General features: G+C 41.3%; 16 protein-coding genes. 11 read left to right on the plus strand and 5 right to left on the minus strand.

Going from position 1 to position 18242, the window contains the following annotated elements; translation table 11 throughout:
* Positions 1–29: 29 nt before the first annotated feature.
* Positions 30–557 (minus strand): hypothetical protein, encoded by a 528-nt coding sequence (locus FTU22_RS07275; RefSeq protein WP_306670209.1) that lies wholly within the window; start codon positions 555–557, stop codon positions 30–32.
* A 185-nt stretch (positions 558–742) separates the two neighbouring features.
* Between FTU22_RS07275 and radA the strand changes: the two genes are divergently transcribed.
* The 6 genes from radA (at position 743) to FTU22_RS07305 (ending at position 6517) form a co-directional block, all read left to right on the plus strand.
* The gene (gene radA / locus FTU22_RS07280) at positions 743–2140 is read left to right on the plus strand and encodes a DNA repair protein RadA (protein ID WP_180093708.1); all 1398 of its coding nucleotides are present in this window, start codon (positions 743–745) and stop codon (positions 2138–2140) included.
* 114 nt (positions 2141–2254) lie between these two features.
* On the plus strand, positions 2255–3256 hold the full coding sequence (locus FTU22_RS07285) for a Tim44 domain-containing protein (protein WP_180093709.1): 1002 nt from the start codon (positions 2255–2257) through the stop codon (positions 3254–3256).
* Positions 3257–3458: 202 nt separating this feature from the next.
* Positions 3459–3806 (plus strand): hypothetical protein, encoded by a 348-nt coding sequence (locus FTU22_RS07290; protein WP_078192079.1) that lies wholly within the window; start codon positions 3459–3461, stop codon positions 3804–3806.
* Position 3807: 1 nt separating this feature from the next.
* Entirely contained in the window at positions 3808–5556 is a 1749-nt protein-coding gene (locus tag FTU22_RS07295; RefSeq protein WP_180093710.1) for a PepSY domain-containing protein, read from the plus strand.
* Positions 5553–5891: a DUF3325 family protein gene (locus FTU22_RS07300; RefSeq protein ID WP_180093711.1), complete on the plus strand. Its 339-nt coding sequence runs from the start codon at positions 5553–5555 to the stop codon at positions 5889–5891. The genes FTU22_RS07295 and FTU22_RS07300 overlap by 4 nt, the downstream gene beginning before the upstream one ends.
* 113 nt (positions 5892–6004) lie before the next feature.
* Positions 6005–6517 (plus strand): tetratricopeptide repeat protein, encoded by a 513-nt coding sequence (locus FTU22_RS07305; protein ID WP_180003360.1) that lies wholly within the window; start codon positions 6005–6007, stop codon positions 6515–6517.
* Positions 6518–6581: 64 nt separating this feature from the next.
* Here FTU22_RS07305 and FTU22_RS07310 read toward each other — a convergent pair whose 3' ends face one another.
* The 4 genes from FTU22_RS07310 to FTU22_RS07325 all read right to left on the minus strand — a co-directional run bounded on the left by FTU22_RS07310 (position 6582) and on the right by FTU22_RS07325 (position 9327).
* Positions 6582–7106 (minus strand): cysteine peptidase family C39 domain-containing protein, encoded by a 525-nt coding sequence (locus FTU22_RS07310; RefSeq protein WP_180093714.1) that lies wholly within the window; start codon positions 7104–7106, stop codon positions 6582–6584.
* Positions 7107–7266: 160 nt separating this feature from the next.
* On the minus strand, positions 7267–7896 hold the full coding sequence (locus FTU22_RS07315) for a hypothetical protein (protein WP_180093716.1): 630 nt from the start codon (positions 7894–7896) through the stop codon (positions 7267–7269).
* Between the two features lie 152 nt (positions 7897–8048).
* Positions 8049–8990 carry a DUF4424 family protein gene (locus FTU22_RS07320; protein ID WP_180093717.1) on the minus strand — a complete coding sequence of 314 codons (942 nt, stop codon included), beginning with the start codon at positions 8988–8990 and terminating at the stop codon, positions 8049–8051.
* A 34-nt stretch (positions 8991–9024) separates the two neighbouring features.
* Positions 9025–9327, minus strand: a complete 303-nt coding sequence (locus tag FTU22_RS07325) for a hypothetical protein (RefSeq protein WP_180093718.1) — start codon at positions 9325–9327, stop codon at positions 9025–9027.
* Positions 9328–9563: 236 nt separating this feature from the next.
* Between FTU22_RS07325 and ahcY the strand changes: the two genes are divergently transcribed.
* From ahcY to FTU22_RS07350, 5 genes are all read left to right on the plus strand, one after another.
* Positions 9564–10946, plus strand: coding sequence for an adenosylhomocysteinase (gene ahcY / locus FTU22_RS07330; protein WP_078192086.1), 1383 nt, complete (start codon positions 9564–9566; stop codon positions 10944–10946).
* A 185-nt stretch (positions 10947–11131) separates the two neighbouring features.
* The gene (gene metF, locus FTU22_RS07335) at positions 11132–11968 is read left to right on the plus strand and encodes a methylenetetrahydrofolate reductase [NAD(P)H] (protein WP_180093719.1); all 837 of its coding nucleotides are present in this window, start codon (positions 11132–11134) and stop codon (positions 11966–11968) included.
* Between the two features lie 32 nt (positions 11969–12000).
* Positions 12001–12711, plus strand: coding sequence for a 16S rRNA (uracil(1498)-N(3))-methyltransferase (locus tag FTU22_RS07340; RefSeq protein ID WP_180093720.1), 711 nt, complete (start codon positions 12001–12003; stop codon positions 12709–12711).
* Between the two features lie 193 nt (positions 12712–12904).
* Positions 12905–15781, plus strand: a complete 2877-nt coding sequence (locus FTU22_RS07345; RefSeq protein WP_180093721.1) for an EAL domain-containing protein — start codon at positions 12905–12907, stop codon at positions 15779–15781.
* Between the two features lie 140 nt (positions 15782–15921).
* Positions 15922–18201 (plus strand): NADP-dependent malic enzyme, encoded by a 2280-nt coding sequence (locus FTU22_RS07350; protein ID WP_180093722.1) that lies wholly within the window; start codon positions 15922–15924, stop codon positions 18199–18201.
* The last annotated feature ends 41 nt before the right edge of the window (positions 18202–18242 follow it).

Genomic DNA, 18242 nt, shown 5'->3' on the forward strand with positions numbered 1-18242 from the left:
TTTTATTCGGACTGAAAATCAATATTTACTTATTGAATCGTGCCAATTTGACCATCATCAAATTTGTCGTTTTTCGTATTGCTTTCATTGGCTGCTGCATCTTTTGGATCTGATTCAGTATCTTCAATAAAGCCTTCACCAAATTGGTCACCAAACTCATTTTCAGTATATTCAGAATCTACAGCACTGGCTTCCATCAGATCAGCTTCGATTTCTAGGGCAATTTCCAAAGATAAAGAAAAGAACAATACCCCCTGAATTTTCATGTTCCCTTGTTCATCTTCAAGATATTCACTGAGGGTTTTATATGCAGGGCTGCTTTCATCAAAAGGCACGTCAAGGTATAAATCACCTGTATAGCTATCGATTAAAGACTCACCTTCTAGCCCCATACAAGGGAAATAGTCGATATTTTGCAGGTCAAACCAGTGCATAACATCATTACGCACCGTATTTTTTTCAGGATGTTGATGATCATATTCTTCAAAATGCACAAATAACACATCACGATTTTTTTCACGTGCGATGGCATCGATATGTCGTAATAGTTCAGTCATGTGGTGACCCATTTCAAAAAATATAATGCGCTATTATAAAGTGCTTACTATGTAAAAGTGCAGCTATTGAAAATAAAACGACATCAATTGACCTTCATCAGTCATTTCATGCGATAAAAACTTGGTTTTTCGATGTATTCACCGCTATGCTGTGACTCAATTTGAGTTTGTGCACAGTAAATATTATGGCGAAAGCAAAAAGTGTCTATCGATGTGAACAATGTGGTGCTGATCATCCCAAATGGGCCGGTCAATGTACCGAATGTGGTGAATGGAATTCATTAGTCGAAGTCAATATTGCACCCGCCGTTACACACCGTGCACAGCCTAAAATGGGCGGTGGCTATGCAGGTCAAGCTGCTGCTGTGACCACCTTAAATCAAGTTTCAGTTTCGCATGAAACTCGAATGGCAACAGGTATTGGTGAATTTGACCGTGTGCTCGGTGGTGGACTGGTCACAGGTTCAGTTGTGCTGATTGGTGGTGACCCCGGCATTGGTAAATCCACTATTTTGCTACAAACCGCAACCTATATGGCGGCGAGTAAAAGTTCTGCCTTATATGTAACTGGTGAGGAATCTTTGTCTCAAGTGGCTCTACGTGCCCAGCGCCTAGATTTGCCGACCGATCAACTCAAAGTCATGGCAGAAACCTGTGTCGAGCGTATTTGTGAAGTTTTGGCACATGAGCGCCCTGCCGTTGCCATTTTAGATTCGATCCAAACCCTATACACCGAGACACTCCAGTCTGCGCCGGGCGGTGTTTCCCAAATTCGTGAATCGGCTGCACTCCTGACTCGCTTTGCCAAAAATAGTGGCACAGCACTGTTTATTGTCGGTCACGTAACGAAAGAAGGTTCTTTGGCAGGCCCTCGTGTGCTAGAGCACATGGTCGATTGTGTTTTGTATTTTGAAGGTCAGTCTGACTCGCGCTTCCGTATGATTCGTGCGGTGAAAAACCGTTTTGGTGCGGTCAACGAGCTTGGTGTATTTGGCATGACTGATAAAGGTCTGCGCGAGGTATCAAACCCTTCCGCCATTTTCCTGAGTCGTTATGATGAAGCCATTCCGGGTTCCATTGTCATGATTAGCCGTGAAGGTACACGTCCACTTTTAGTTGAAGTTCAGGCTTTGGTAGATGATGCGCACGGACAACCTCGACGCGTGGCCTTAGGTTTAGAACAAAACCGTTTAAACATGCTTTTAGCCGTTATGCACCGTCATGGTGGTGTACAAACTGCAGGACAAGATGTCTATGTCAATGTCGTGGGTGGATTAAAAATCACAGAAACCGGTTCTGACCTTGCGGTACTTTTAGCCTGTGCCTCTAGCTTAAGAGCTAAAGCCCTGCCACAGCATTTGGCAGTATTTGGTGAAGTCGGCCTTTCAGGCGAAATCCGCCCTGTACCCAATGGACAAGAACGACTCAAAGAAGCCATTAAACATGGTTTTAAAACCATTATTTTACCGCGTGGGAATGCACCGCAAAAACCCATTTCAGGTGTAGAAATTATTTCTGTCGCACGTTTACATGAGGCGTTGAGTCAGGCAATTACGCTGACCGATGAATCTGAGTCACGCTGAATCGTTTATTTTGAATGAATTTTCAATTTTTTACTGATGTTCTATTGAAATTCAGTACAAATGGCGGCATAACTAGATGGCTATTTTAACTTTATATAGATATAGGAAAATTTGATGGAAGTTCGACAGCGTGGTTTGATGACTGCTCTTTTAACAGCAGCCCTTTTGGTAACGCCGATTGCAGAAGCGAAACGTGCCGGTGGTGGTAAAAGCCATGGTATGAGCCGTCAAGCTGCTCCAACTCAGTCTTATCAGCAACCTCGTCAATCTGCTCCTGTTCAACAGCCTGCAACTGCTGGCGCTCCAGCAAAATCTGGCTCGAATGTGGGCGGAATGGTTGCTGCTGGTGTGGCTGGTGCTGCAATTGGTGCAGTCGCTGCAAATGCGATGGCCGATGACAATAACGGTCAAGCAGCTTCTGAAGCGCAAGCTCAACAACAGGAAGAGAAAGGTGGTATTCCAGGCTGGATCTGGATTTTACTTGCCGCTGCTGTTGCCTTCTTCATTTTCCGTAAGATGGGCGCAAAAAAAAAACTAGCCACTAACAATCCGTATGCGCCAAACAGCGGTGCAAACAATGCACCGTTTGGCCAGCAAAATGCTGCACCTCGTGCAGGCAATGACAATACGAATATTTTTGGTAATTCTGTAGGCGGTAATTCAGCAGCTTCAAATGCTCCATTTGGTGCAGCTGCTGCAACGAACGCGCCTTTTGGTGCCGCTTATACTAATAGCGGTAATCAATTGCCTGATGGTACAGAACCAGCAACATTCTTACGTGTTGCACGTCAGCGTTTTAACCACATTCAATCGATGAATACGGCAAGCAACATTTCTGAAATTCAGCGTTACTTAACGCCTGATCTTTACCAGTCTATGTATAACGACATTATGGCGAATAAAGATGAAGACGTTGCTGAGTTTTCTAACTTAAATGCAATGGTGGTCGATTCTGCTAACGAAAATGGTCAATACGTTGTAAGTGTGCGTTTTACAGGTACGGTAAGTGAAGACTTAAATAGCCTGCCACAGCCATTTGCTGAAGTATGGCATTTTGTTAAACCTGCGGGTTCTGATCAAGACTGGTTAGTTGCAGGCATTCAACAAGAGCAATAATGTAGAAAATTAAGCATTCTTGCATTCTAAAATAGCGACTCCGGTCGCTATTTTTTCGCCTTTAATTCCCCTCTTTTTAAATCAATTTCTACTCAGCATGCTGAAAAATCAATAAATTTGTGAATACATTATTCTAATTATTAATAATAATTGTTATCATTTAGATTAACTTTAATACAATTTCCAAGCGCTTAAGTATTTTATGAATAGCTCACCACCTGAGGCACTTGTGACACCCCTCACATCTGCGCTGCCTAAAACGCGTAAAGACACTCCTTCTCTATTGACCTATCGCTTGATGATTTTCTATCGCTTTGCCCTCGCTTTAGTGGGCGGATATGTTGTCGCGATGCTATCGGCCATCGTGATCGCAGATGTGTTTAGCGAAGACCGTGGAAGTGCAGCCATGAGTGCGACTTTAATTGCATTTATCCTGTGGAGCTGTGCATTTATTTGGGTCTTTATGGTAAATAAAACCCTCAAAGCAACTTTAGGCATTGTGATCCCTGCGGTATGTTTGTATGCCATTTACATGATGATGGGAAGCTAAAATGCGTGTTGATGCAAAAGTAGAGGGACCGCGCCAGTCCATGTCTTGGCTGCATACATGGGCTAGCCTTATCTTAGGTTGGTTGCTGTATGCAATTTTCCTGACTGGGACCCTAAGTTTCTTTAAAAATGAAATCAATGTTTGGATGACACCTGAGCTGCATCAATCTGTTCCAGCCAGTTCACAAGTCCAACAAACTCAAGTCGCACTGAATTATTTACAGCAAAATCATCCGAATGCAGGTGCTTGGAATATTTTGCTGCCGAATACGCGTCAAAATGCCACCTTAATTACCGTTCGTGAACAAGGTGAAGACCCTCGCGCACGCCGTGGTGGTAAACAAATCTACATTGATAGTGCTACAGGTGAAGTGCTTGAGCCGCGCGATACGCGTGGTGGTAATTTTCTCTATCGTTTCCATTTCGAACTGTATGGTATGCCACGTATGTGGACGCGATGGTTTGTCGGGATAGCGACACTGTTGATGTTAGTTGCCATCATTAGTGGTGTGATTACTCATAAAAAAATCTTTAAAGATTTTTTTACCTTCCGTTCAGGCAAAGGACAACGTTCTTGGCTCGATGCACATAATGCAACCGCAGTATTTGCGCTCCCCTTCCACATCATGATTACCTTTAGTGGCCTGTTGCTGCTGTTATTTACGATCATGCCTTGGGGGATTGAACGTATTTATGAAAACCGGGGACAATTTTTACAAGAACAAAATCGTGCTTTGGTTCAAGAAAATAAACCTGAAGGACGTGAATCTGCTCAAGGACGCGAAGAACGTGGCGAACGCCCACAGCAAGCCCGTGCCAATTCTGCACAAAACCCAGGTGAAAATCGCGCTGAAGGTGGTGAAGGTCGAGGAGATCGTCGCTCTAAACGTGAAGAGCAACCTATCGTTGCTGCACCGCTGACCAACTTAGCGCCAATCGTGACTGCGGTTCAGGCTGAATGGAAAACTAATCCTATTAGTACCGTTAGCATCATTGCACCGAATACAGACCAAGCTAAAATTGAGCTACGCGCCTTACATGGTGAAAGTGTTGCATATCGAAATGTCTATGCAAGTAAACAATTTGATGGCGTAACTGGCAAAGACTTAACTGACGAAAGTGCCAAGTTAAAGCACCCTTCTGTACCGATGGGTATTTACAATGTAGTGACCACGCTACATGAAGCACGCGGTGTAGACTTAGCTCTACGTTGGCTGCTGTTTATTTCAGGGATTGTAGGCACCCTGATGGTCGCTACAGGTCTCATTCTGTGGTGTGTAAAACGTGCGCCGCAACAGCAAAAACAAGGCTTTAAATCATTTGGCTACCGCACGGTTGAAGTGACCAATATTGCAGCGATTATTGGTTTACCTATTGCCTGTGCAGCATTTTTCTATGCCAACCGTTTTATTCCAGCACAGCTTGAAAACCGCTCGGAATTAGAAATTCGTAGTTTCTTTATTGTTTGGCTACTAACGCTTATTTATGCGATGTTCCGTACGCACCGTCAAGCGTGGCTGGAACTTTTAGCTTTTGCCACAGCAATTTTTGCCTTACTGCCGATTGTAAACTTCATGACTGGAGGTCAACCGCTTTGGAATACCATGGCAAATGGCCAATGGATGATTGCATCCTTTGACCTTGCAATGTGGCTATTAGCTGTTTTGTTTGCCTATTCATTTTACAAAGTGAAAAAGCATCAAGGGCTGCCTGTTAAAAAAGTACGTGGCACAAAGGAGGTTGAAGCATGATGTTCTTTCTCCTGATTTGGGCACTGAGTAGCTTAGGTTTTTTTGCCTTGGCAAGCAGCATGTCTAAACATCAAAAGCAGTTCTACAGCAAAGAACTAAATGTGGGCCAAACACGGATAGCCACGCTAGTCGGCTGGGCGCTATTGATCATCGCCTTACTACTTTGCCTCTCACTTGGCACGCCGAGCAATAACATCAGTTATTGGTTTGGCGCGCTGACCATTGCGGCTTTATTTGTCGGGCTATGTATTAGTTATATCGCTGAATATTTTTGGAAAATTATTGGTGCATTAGTTGTCGTATTTGTATTGTCAGCAGTGTTATTGAAATTTTAATTCATTAGACAACGATCTCTAAACATTCTCTAAACATTGAAAGCCAATCTTCGGATTGGCTTTTTTCATGCCAACCGATTAGGCTATGCCTATTCTGCTCTTTTGGATTACACATGTCTGAACTTTCAATCTCTCCTGCTTTATATAACCGCGCTATGGCAGGCAATAAAGATGCTCAATTTGAACTGGCTGAAATTTATATGCAAAGTGAAAATGATGAGCATGTTGAACTTGCTGAAGAATGGGCACTCAAAGCAGCTCAGTTAGGTCATGTAGAAGCAATGTATTGGCTGGGTGAAGGCTATGCAGTCTATGCCAAAGACATGCTCGAAGAAGATCCTGAAGAATCTAAAACCTATTTTGAGCATGCGCACCGCTGGTTAGAACAAGCGGCAAAACATGACCATCCTGCTGCAATTTTAGAACTCGCCAATTTTTACCGTCGCGGCGATGTGGTGGAAAAAGATGTCGCTAAATCCATTGAACTGGTTGAACAATCTGCAAAATTAGGTGAAGTTCAGGCCATGCGTGATTTGGCTTTTATTTATGCCAATGGCTTAGGCATCGACGCTGATGAAGAAAAAGCAGATTTTTGGAATGAAAAAGCCAATGTGGCTGAGCAGTAATCCAATTATTTTCTAAAAAATAAAGCCCATCTCATGATGGGCTTTTTACTTTTAACAAAATGGCTCAGCTCGCCATATAGTCATTTACATCCACCGTAATGACTTGTCGGCAAATGCCCTCTGCCCCACGCTGCTGTTCAAATACGTCTGCTGGCATGGCTTCAAAGCTGTCAAAAAAACTGATCTCTGTTTCGTCAATGTCATACACCAAAGAATGGTTCCCCACACCCTCTAGAGTATCGTAATACACAATCACAAACTGATTTTGTTCTAAAGCCTGCTGAATTTGTGCATAGCCAATTGCGGGCAATATAGGCAGTTCCAATTGGTCTGCTTCTGCATAACTGCGTTTTTCACTGTCCTGCAGCTCAGGATCATGCTCTGTGTAAAACTTGACTTGAAAACCAAACTTTTTCAGTCCTACAGCTAAACCAATGGTTGTTGTGCCATGGTCAGCTTCATAAGCGCAAACTTCGATGAGCTGCTGAATGTCTGCATCTATACCTAAGTGCTGCAACAGCATCCATACTGCAAAAATGCCGCCATTGGCTTCAAGATTGGCTAATTCTTCAGGCATTTCCAAAGACATAATAAGAACTCACAACTTAAATCTGCAGTGATAATAAACAAATCAGCGCGATTTGTACGGCAATTTTTATAAACATAGTTATGCCGCATCAAAAAAAATTTATCCCTAGTGCAGAAGTTTTTTAGGACGAAGATGTTTACTCCATACCAGGTTTAGCTTTTTACACCTTTGCCTTAGGCTTAGTCTTACTTTTTTTAGCGGTCTTAGATTCTTTCGAATCAGAAAAGGCATCCCACAGCAAAATGACAACGATAAGAACTAAAACCAAGGACAGCATTTGAAGGCCGTAAATCAGCCATGCAAACCCTGAATTACGAAGTTCAAAATAGTCTTGGTTAAGAAAAAATCGTGATTGATTCGGATTTTGAGTATTTACATACACTGAATACTGCTGCTGATGTATTGCATGCTCAGTTTTGAGTGCTGCTCTGACTTTTAAATCCTGCGACGTTTCAAGAAACCAAAGCATATATTGCGGGTCAAGTTTATCTGCAACACCTGTACTTATTTGCTCATTCAGCATGTATTGGTATTGCGCTCGCGTATACGCATATTGCAGTGAACGCCTGTGCCTATAATCATCAATTTCAACTTGATTAATCTGAACCTGATCTGCCAAAATCCAGTTGGGATGAGTCAGTTGAAATTCTTTAATTTGTAAAAAACTTGAACTAAAAAATATGGCTAAAACAGTGCTATACAAAACAATAAAACTGAGGCCATGACACAACCAGCTCCATGATTTTTTGCTGATAAATCTAAATACTGCATACAGTAAGCCGTACAACATTATTGAAAACAGCAACAAATGCCATTTGTCATTTTCATAGAAAAAAGTATAACAACCATATAAACAGGCACACATTCCCAAGAAATATGCAGCATATGATTTAAATTTTTCTAGGCTCATTACTTTGGTTATATCTCTTGCTGGATTGTGTCTTATGACGGACGTTTACTCACAAAAATAATGTCCAAATCTTGTTTCGGTACAAAATTCTTTTCAACCATTTGAAACTGCGTAGCGCTGATTTTCTTCACTTTACCTGCCCAGCAAAATGAAACCAGTTCGTTAGCATCCCGCTCAATAGTCAGCTTAAAATCTTGAATAGGTTTTGCCCAATTGGCACCTGTTTTTAAGATATAACCCAAAGCTTGAAATGGTCCATGCTGTGATTTGGCCTTTCTGAGTCCTACCTTAAAGTTTTTATCCATACAAAATTGTTGATTATACTCATCTGGATATAACGCCACAGAGCCACCCACCAGCGGTGCATATTGATGCTGTACGCGAGTAAATGCTTTGGCTTTAAAGGTTTGCTTCCAGCTGTAAATTACCTGAGATGACCATGAAATGACTTCACTCGAATCATTGGGCAATACTTTTTGCAGCTCTGCATTTTTACAGTTTCTGAGCTTTGTCTCGAATGTTTCATATTCATCATCTTGCCTGCTCCACGGATTCAGCATGTCTTTTTCCGTAAACCCGCATTGCTTAAAACTCTCCGTCATATCAATCGGGGCTGTTTTTTCATCTTTTTGAATAAAAGTGCGCACATGCATTTCTGGCTGAATCGTTTTTCCATTCACCTGAACTTTAAAACTTTTTAGCAATTTTTCAGTATTGGCAAAATCAGATTCAAAGAAGTTTTCAACTTTTGGCAGCGGAAATAAGACCGTTTCAGTCACATCTTTATTGCTTAAATTTTTGAACTGGTAATCGACCTTGATGATTTTTTTACTAATAAACAGGTCTTCACTGAGCATTTGAATATCTTTATTTTTCAGGTATTGCACACCGCCTGTTGCCACATAGCCTGTTGAATCGTTGGCATATGTTAGTGCTGAAAAACACAAGCATATGAATGCAGTTAATTTTTTCATTATTAGCTTCCAATTTTTTATATTTAAAATTGCACTAGAATATCATCGACCATTTTTCAGGAATATACTCATAAATTAGCCCTATCCCGATAATTATAAGGGCAATGATGCCAATCAAAATAATAAAACTCACTGCTTTTATGACTACTCTAAGGGTTAAATTTAAGCCTTTCGTATAATTTTCAATAAAGCCTGAAAATTTAAATAAGGATAAAACCCCAATCAAAATTAAAGGCAGAAAAAAAATATCTTGTGGTGAAAAGTCGCCTCGCCTTGCTGAGACAGCTTGTGAAGATACGAGTAAAACTAGGAAAATATTAAATTTTAATATATTCATGATATGTACGTTATTATCTTTTTATTATCAGATTATTCATCTACATATTAACCAATTTTTGATTGGAACTCACTCTATTTCCAAGTACAATACTGCCCTAGTCGAGGGATGCTGCGACTTTCTTATAGGCACTAAATATAAGATCGCTAGGCTCGACGATTCGGTTGGACACTCGTTCCAATCAACAACGGCATCCGCGAACTGAATGATCAATTGTTTTTATTAAGGAGATCGTGATGAACGCGGTTAATGCTTCATTTACAGATTATAAAGTTGCCGATATTTCACTAGCTGACTACGGCCGTAAAGAAATCAAACTTGCAGAAGCCGAAATGCCAGCCCTAATGGGTCTTCGCAAACGCTATGCAGCGGCTAAACCGCTTGCTGGTGCGAAAATCCTTGGCTGTATCCACATGACCATTCAAACTGCAGTTTTAATTGAAACTCTAGTTGAATTAGGTGCAGAAGTTCGCTGGACTTCTTGCAACATCTTCTCTACTCAAGACCACGCTGCTGCTGCAATCGCTGCTGCGGGTATTCCTGTATTTGCTTGGAAAGGCGAAACTGAAGAAGAATACATGTGGTGTCTTGAACAGCAAATCAATGTGAACGGTACACCTTGGGATGCCAACATGATTCTGGACGATGGCGGTGACTTAACTGCGCTTGTTCACGAAAAATATCCTGAAGTGATTGCTAAAATCCACGGTATTACAGAAGAAACCACTACAGGTGTTCAACGTCTTTACGAAATGCACCGCGACGGTACTTTAAAAGTTCCAGCGATTAACGTAAATGACTCTGTCACTAAGTCTAAAAACGACAACAAATACGGCTGCCGTCACTCACTAAACGATGCCATCAAACGTGGTACAGATATGCTTTTATCTGGCCGCCGTGCACTTGTAATCGGTTATGGTGACGTAGGTAAAGGTTCTGCTCAATCACTTCGTCAAGAAGGTATGATTGTACGTGTCACTGAAGTTGACCCTATCTGTGCAATGCAAGCATGCATGGACGGTTTCGAAGTTGTTGCTCCGTATAAAAATGGCATTCAAACGGGTAAGAAAGAAGACATCAACCTTGATCTTCTTCAAAATACTGACTTGATCGTAACAACAACTGGTAACTACCACGTATGTGACGCTGCAATGCTTGATTCATTAAAAGCGGGCGCTGTAGTTTGTAACATCGGTCATTTCGATACTGAAATCGACACAAATTACTTACGTGGTTATAAGTGGGTTGAAGTTAAGCCACAAGTTCACCAAGTGTATCGTTCAGAAAATGAAAATGATTACCTTATTCTTCTTTCAGAAGGCCGTTTGGTGAACCTTGGTAATGCAACCGGTCACCCTTCACGTATTATGGATGGTTCTTTTGCCAACCAAGTATTGGGTCAAATGCACCTATTCGCTGAAAAATTTGCTGATCTTCCTGAAGATCAAAAACAAGCGGCGATCCGCGTAGAACTTATTCCTAAGAAATTAGACGAAGAAGTTGCTGCTGCAATGGTTGCAGGTTTCGGCGGCGTATTGACGACTTTGACACAAGAACAAGCGGATTACCTCGGTGTTCAAGTTGAAGGCCCGTTCAAAGCTGAGGCTTATAAATACTAAGTTTTATAAATACCTCTCCCTAACCCTCTCCTAAAAGGAGAGGGAACTCTTCATTGTGAAAGCAAATTTGATGTTAACTCCAAATCACTATTACTTTCATAATGGAAGTCCCTTCTCCCTCTGGGAGAAGGTTAGGATGAGGGGATTTTTTTTAAATAAAAGTATTTATAAAAAAGGATTTGAACATGTCAAAACAGATTCCTATTTCCTTTGAGTTTTTCCCGACCAAAACTGATGCGGGCGCGGAAAAACTTAAAGTTGTACACCAAGAACTTCAATTATTAAATCCTGAATTTTTCTCTGTAACATATGGTGCAGGCGGTTCTACCCGTGAACGCACTTTGTCTACATTGAATGATTTCAACGGTAAAGGCACACCGGTTGCCCCTCACCTGTCTTGTATTGGTGATAGCAAAGCACGTATTGCTGAATTGCTGGATTTGTATAAATCGCAAGGCATTGACCGTATTGTTGCGCTGCGCGGCGACTTGCCGTCTGGTCAAGTGGGCTTAGGCGAATTGCCTTATGCAACTGACCTTGTACGTTTCATCCGTGAACATACAGGCGATCACTTCAAAATTGAAGTTGCAGCTTATCCTGAAATGCATCCTCAAGCAGACAGTTTTGATCTCGACATCAAACGTTTCTGCGATAAAGCCAATGCGGGCGCAAATGCAGCTTTGACACAGTTCTTCTTTAACCCAGATGCATACTTCTACTTTGTAGAGCGCATTCAAAAAGAAGGCGTGAACATTCCTGTCGCTCCAGGCATTATGCCTATTACCAATGCAAGTAATTTAATTCGCTTTGCTGATGGTACAGGTGCAGAAATTCCACGTTGGATTCGCAAACAGCTTGCGACTTATGGCGACGACACAGCGTCAATCAGAGCCTTTGGTCATGAAGTGATTGTAAAACTTTGCGAACGCCTGATTGCTGGTGGTGCGCCAAGCTTGCACTTCTATACCATGAACACCACTGACCCTACACGCCAACTTGTGAAAGACCTCGGTCTTGCATAAGACATTTCGACCTATTTGAGAGTAAAACTTTAATGCCACGTTTTTATATTGAAGCTGATTTAACTGTTGATACGACTGTTGAATTAACGGAAACAGTGTTTCATCACTGGGTAAAAGTTTTACGTGCTCAAGTGGGCGAAACTGCTACTTTGTTCAATGGGCAAGGTGGCGAATACCATGTTGAATTGATTGAAATCGCTAAAAAGTCGGCTGCCGTCCAAGTTTTGCAATTCAATCCAAGCAATCGCACACCACATTTTACGGTACTATTGGGTCAAGTGATGAGCAAAGGCGACCGCATGGATTATGCGATTCAAAAAGCGGTGGAACTCGGTGTTTCTGAAATTCAACTACTCACTTCAGAACGTTGTGAGATGCGTTTGAAGTACGATCGTGATCAAAAGAAACTTGACCATTGGCAAGGCATCGCTATTGCTGCTTGCGAACAGTGTGGACTCAACATTGTTCCTAAAGTACTTCCGCCTCTTTCCCTTGAAAAATGGTTGGAAAGTGACCTACCGACAACAAAATTGGTGCTCGCACCCAATAAAGATGAAGTTGATGTATTAGCTGATGCTGACCCGCACGTTGCCTTACTGATTGGCCCTGAAGGTGGCTTGAGCGAAGCAGAGATCAGCGCAGCAAATGAGAAAGGTTTCGTGAACTGGTGTATCGGTGAACGTGTCCTTCGCACAGAAACTGCACCTGTAGTTGCACTTTCAATTTTAAATTATAAATTATAAATTTATTTAATTTTTACTCGATAGTTCATCTGAAAGCATCAATGATGGCATCCTTGATATTGCTTTTTATTTGTAACGCAATTACCCTAGAGTCAATAAAAACAAATGATTTGTTACCAAGAATAAACAAATACTCTCAGGAACAATACAAATACAACGATCTAGATTTAGTTAAGGCAGGGTTTTTATATTCATGACGTATAAACAAGATGAATATATCAAGCAGTACAATCATACTGCTCAAATTGCGAACACGATTCGCCATAGCCGCTATTTTTTAGTCAGTATCCTGATTATTTGCTTATATATTTTTTCGATATATCAAATTTTTTATCAATCGCCATCTTTGTATTTTAATATTTGGTTTATTTTTACCGAAGTTTTTGTCAGTTTATGCTGGCTGATCAGCACCGTTTATTTTAAACCTGAACAATATTCACTGATGATTGCGCATCGTTGGCTACAATTTCAGTGTTTTTCTGTCGGCACACTGATTGCGAGCGGTATTTTTTTAATTTTTTATTATTTACCTGCGACCAATCAAAGCTTTGAACCAATTCAAGCCCTGACACTCTCTGCCCTACTCTTGATCGTGACGCAAACCTTTGGTTTGACCTATTTGACGCAAAAACTTAATTATTTCTGTTTAGCCTTTATCCCGTCTATCGTGCCCTATCTGATTGCACAGTTCTTTTTCTTAGATGGTTCAAATCACTTATTTAGCCTGAGTATTAATTTTGGGCTCATTGTGATTCTAATGTGCGCCATGACGTCATATCGAATTCATCGTCGTGTATCGACTTTACATGCTAAAAATAACCTACTGGTCGATAGTGCCAAGCAACAAGTCAAATGGACTGATGAACTGTGTCAGCAGCTCCAAGATGAAGTCAACAAATCACGAGACATCGAATTACAGCTACAACTGGGCAACCAAATCCTTGAACAGAAAGTTAAAGAGCGGACCTTCGACATTGAGCAAATGAACAAGGATTTAGAAAACCAACAAGCCAATTTAGTCCTTGCGCATGAAATCGCCGGTTTACGTCCTTGGGATTGGAACATCAAAGACCGTAAAATCGTTGTCACCAACTATAAGCAAGAAAAAACCCTTAGACATTCGAAAGAGCATCAGCAACAGTTACAACATGTGATCCATCCTGATGATATCCCACATTTTAAATCAGCGATGATTCAACATCTACGTGGATTTAAAGACCGTTATGAGGCCACCTATCGGATTCAAAACAGTCAAGGAAAATGGAGTTGGGTACATGATATTGGACGGGTCATTCAACGCGATCCAAATAATCGTAAGCCATTGCGCATGGTCGGTATTCGACGTGATATCCATCAAGAACGGACATCTCAGGAACGTTTAAAACTTGCAGCCAGTGTACTCGAACAAGCTGCTGAAGGGATTTTCATTTTAAATGAAGAGCTGTGCTATATCGAAGTCAATCCGTTTTACGAACAATTAACCGGCTTTAACTACGACCAAATTATTGGTAAACATCTTTTTGATATCACTGCAAATTACAAATCAATTCAACGCAGTATGCACTACTCGATCATTAAACAAGTGCTGAAAATTGGTGAGTATGATGGTGAATTGCACGAAAAATTTCTTTCAGGTAAAGAACTGACGCTGTGGATGCATATTAATGCGATTACTGATGATCAAAATCGCGTCACCCATTATATTGGAATTGTCTCAGATTTAACCGAACGTAAATTGCAAGAACAACGATTATCTTATTTAGAAAACTATGACACCTTAACGGATTTACCGAACCGTTTTTATTACAACTATCAACTGCATCAATATTTAGTTTCACAGCAAGATTCGATTAAACAGTTGGCTGTCATTCGTTTAAACATCGACCGTTTCCGTCCATTAAATGAATATCTCAGCAATAACGGTGGTGACGAACTGTTACGCCAAGTCGCACAGCGTTTGCGTCTGACCAATGCCGAAGCTCTGTTTGTTTCACATTTAAATGGCGATGATTTTGCGATTGTGTATGAAATTTCACACATCCGCCCTTCTGTGCAAGAGCATTGTGAACGCATCAATAAAGCCTTTAGCATTCCATTTAATATTTTTGGCCAAGATCATGTCATCACCTTATCTATGGGTGTAGCGTTCTACCCTGAGCATGGCCGTCAGCTAGATTATCTAAATAACTGTGCTGAACAAGCGCTGAGCGAAGCCAAAAATTTGGGAGGCAATACTACACGTTATTATTCCAATGAAAATACCGCATTATTAGAGCAAGGAATCTTCTTGGAACGCGACTTGCGTAAAGCCATTCAAAATAATGAGCTGGTGGTGTATTACCAACCGAAGATCAATTTCCGTGATAAAAATATTTACGGTTTTGAAGCCTTGGTGCGCTGGAATCATCCTGAAAAAGGCTTAATACCACCGGGCTTATTTATTCCTTTAGCAGAACAAACCAGTTTAATTTCCGATATCGGGCGTTTTGTCCTGCAAAAAACCGCGCAGCAAATTCGCTTTTGGAATAATTTGGGTTATCAAAATATTTGTGTATCCGTCAATATTGTTGCGCAGCAACTGCGCCGTGGACAATTATTAAATGATCTCGATGAAGCGATTGATGCCAATCAAATTGATGGTGCCAGTCTGGAACTGGAAATTACAGAATCTTCTTTGGTCGAAAATCTAGATTCAGTACGTGAACTATTAAACGAAATAAAAAAACGTAAAATCAATATTTCACTTGATGATTTTGGCACTGGCTACTCATCTCTATCCTATCTGGCTGATTTTCCAATTGATATTTTAAAAATAGATCGCAGTTTTATCTCTAAAATTGGTGAAAATAAACAATTGGCCATCGTTAGTGCCATGATTGCCATGGGTAAAGCGATGGGCATGACGGTAGTCGCTGAAGGGATTGAAACTGAACAGCAGTTACAGTATCTACAAGACTTAGAATGTGACATTGCTCAAGGCTATTTTTTCTCTAAGCCACTGCCACAAGAAGAGGCAACCGTGTTCCTTGAAAATAATATCTCTTCGCCTGCTTATACTTACTTAATATAAGTCACTATGCCTGAGCTATAAGATTGTCTGAAAAAGACGCGACTTCGACTGTCCCAACTGTGCAACTAATGTTATATTCAAGCGGATAAAGCAAGCATTGCAGCTTTATATTGGATAAACAAAACACAATCGAGATACAGATGGACGATCAATCTTTAAAACAGCAGGCTTTGTATTATCACGAATTTCCAACTCCGGGGAAAATCAGCGTTACACCAAGCAAACAATTGGTCAACCAACACGATTTAGCCCTCGCATACTCGCCAGGTGTCGCTGCACCTTGTTTAGAAATTGAACGCGACCCATCTACTGCTGCACTTTACACAGCGCGCGGTAATCTTGTTGCTGTAGTCAGTAACGGTACAGCCGTACTGGGCTTAGGTAACATTGGTCCTTTAGCGTCAAAACCTGTTATGGAAGGTAAAGGCGTTCTATTCAAAAAATTCGCTGGTGTTGATGTTTTTGACATTGAAATTGCTGAAAACGATCCAGACAAAATCGTAGATATCGTTGCAGCATTAGAACCAACTTTCGGTGGTATCAACCTTGAAGACATCAAGGCCCCAGAGTGTTTCTACATCGAGCAAAAACTTCGTGAACGCATGAATATTCCTGTGTTCCATGATGACCAACACGGTACATCGATCATTGTGGGTTCTGCATTACTGAATGCACTTCAACTCAATGGCAAAAAAATTGAAGAAATCAAAATTGTCGCTTCTGGCGCAGGTGCTGCTGCCCTTTCATGTTTGAACTTACTTTGCGCACTTGGCGTGAAAAAAGAAAACATCGTTGTGGCAGATTCACGCGGTTTATTGACGACTAAACGTGAAGGCTTGGATGAGTCGAAAAAGGCATACGTTCAAGACATCGAAGGCTCTCAGCTTGCTGATGTAATGGAAGGTGCGGACATGTTCCTTGGTCTTTCTGCAGCAGGTATTTTGACCAAAGAAATGGTTAAAGTCATGGCGAAAGATCCGATCATCTTTGCCCTTGCTAACCCTGACCCTGAAATTCTTCCTGAACACGCACATGAAGCACGTCCAGACGTGATTATGGCAACTGGTCGTTCAGACTATCCAAACCAAGTGAACAATGCGCTCTGCTTCCCGTATATCTTCCGTGGCGCACTAGATGTTGGTGCAACCACAATTAATGAAGAGATGAAGATTGCTTGTGTACATGCGATTGCTCGCATGGCACATGTCGAAGCTGATGCTGCATCATATGGTGAAAAATCTGCTTCATTTGGTCGTGATTACCTCATTCCGCGCCCATTAGATCAACGTTTGATTCTTGAAATTGCACCTGCTATTGCGCAAGCAGCGATGGATTCAGGTGTTGCAACTCGTCCAATTCAAGACTTCTCTGCGTATCGTCAACGTTTGTCTGAGTTTGTTTATAACTCTGCATTCATGATGAAACCAATTTTTGCGCAAGCGAAAACTGATCCAAAACGTATTGCATATGCTGAAGGTGAAGATTTACGTGTACTTCGCGCAGTACAAATTGCTGTTGATGAAGGTTTAGCAAAACCAATTCTTGTAGGCCGTCCTGCAGTCATTGAAGCAAACATCAAAAAATTAGGTCTACGTCTTGAAGACGGCGTGAACATCACTATCGTCGATCAAGAGAAAAACCCTGATTACGATAAGTTTGCAAATGATTACTACAGCATCATGCAGCGTAAAGGTGTAACGCCTGAATACGCTCAGCGTGAAGCACGTCGTCGTTCAACACTTATCGCGGCAATGCTGGTTCGTCATGGTGTAGCTGACGGTATGTTATGTGGTACTTATTCTAGCTATGACATTCACTTAGACTTTGTCAGCAATGTGATTGGGTTAAAAGAAGGCCGCAATAACTTCTTCACGCTGAATGCATTGATGCTTGAAGATCGTAACTTGTTTATTGCTGATACTTACATTAACCGTAATCCAACAGCTGAACAACTTGCTGAAATGACTATTTTAGCGGCTGAAGAAGTACGCCGTTTTGGTATTACACCGCGTGTAGCATTGCTTTCTCACTCAAGTTTTGGTTCTGACCAAAATGATCCTAGCGCACAAAAAATGCGTAAGGTTTATGATATTTTGTCAGAAATTGCACCTGAGCTTGAAGTTGAAGGTGAAATGCATGGTGATGCCGCATTAGATGAAAATATTCGTCATTTCGCATACCCGAACTCACGTTTCAAAGGTTCTGCGAACTTGCTGATTATGCCTAATCTAGATGCAGCGAACATTTCGTTCAACTTGTTGAAATCAACTTCAGGTAGTAACGTGACGATTGGCCCAATCCTTTTGGGTGCTGCAAAACCTGTTCATATTTTAACACCAACAGCGACAACTCGCCGTTTAGTGAATATGACTGCATTAACTGTTGCAGAGATTCAAGAAAACGAAAAATTAGCGCTCTAATTTAGTTGACCTGAACACACTTTGTGACTTGAGAAAACCTC

Source organism: Acinetobacter sp. YH12076, from assembly GCF_013419525.1.
GTDB classification, from domain to species: Bacteria; Pseudomonadota; Gammaproteobacteria; order Pseudomonadales; family Moraxellaceae; genus Acinetobacter; species Acinetobacter amyesii.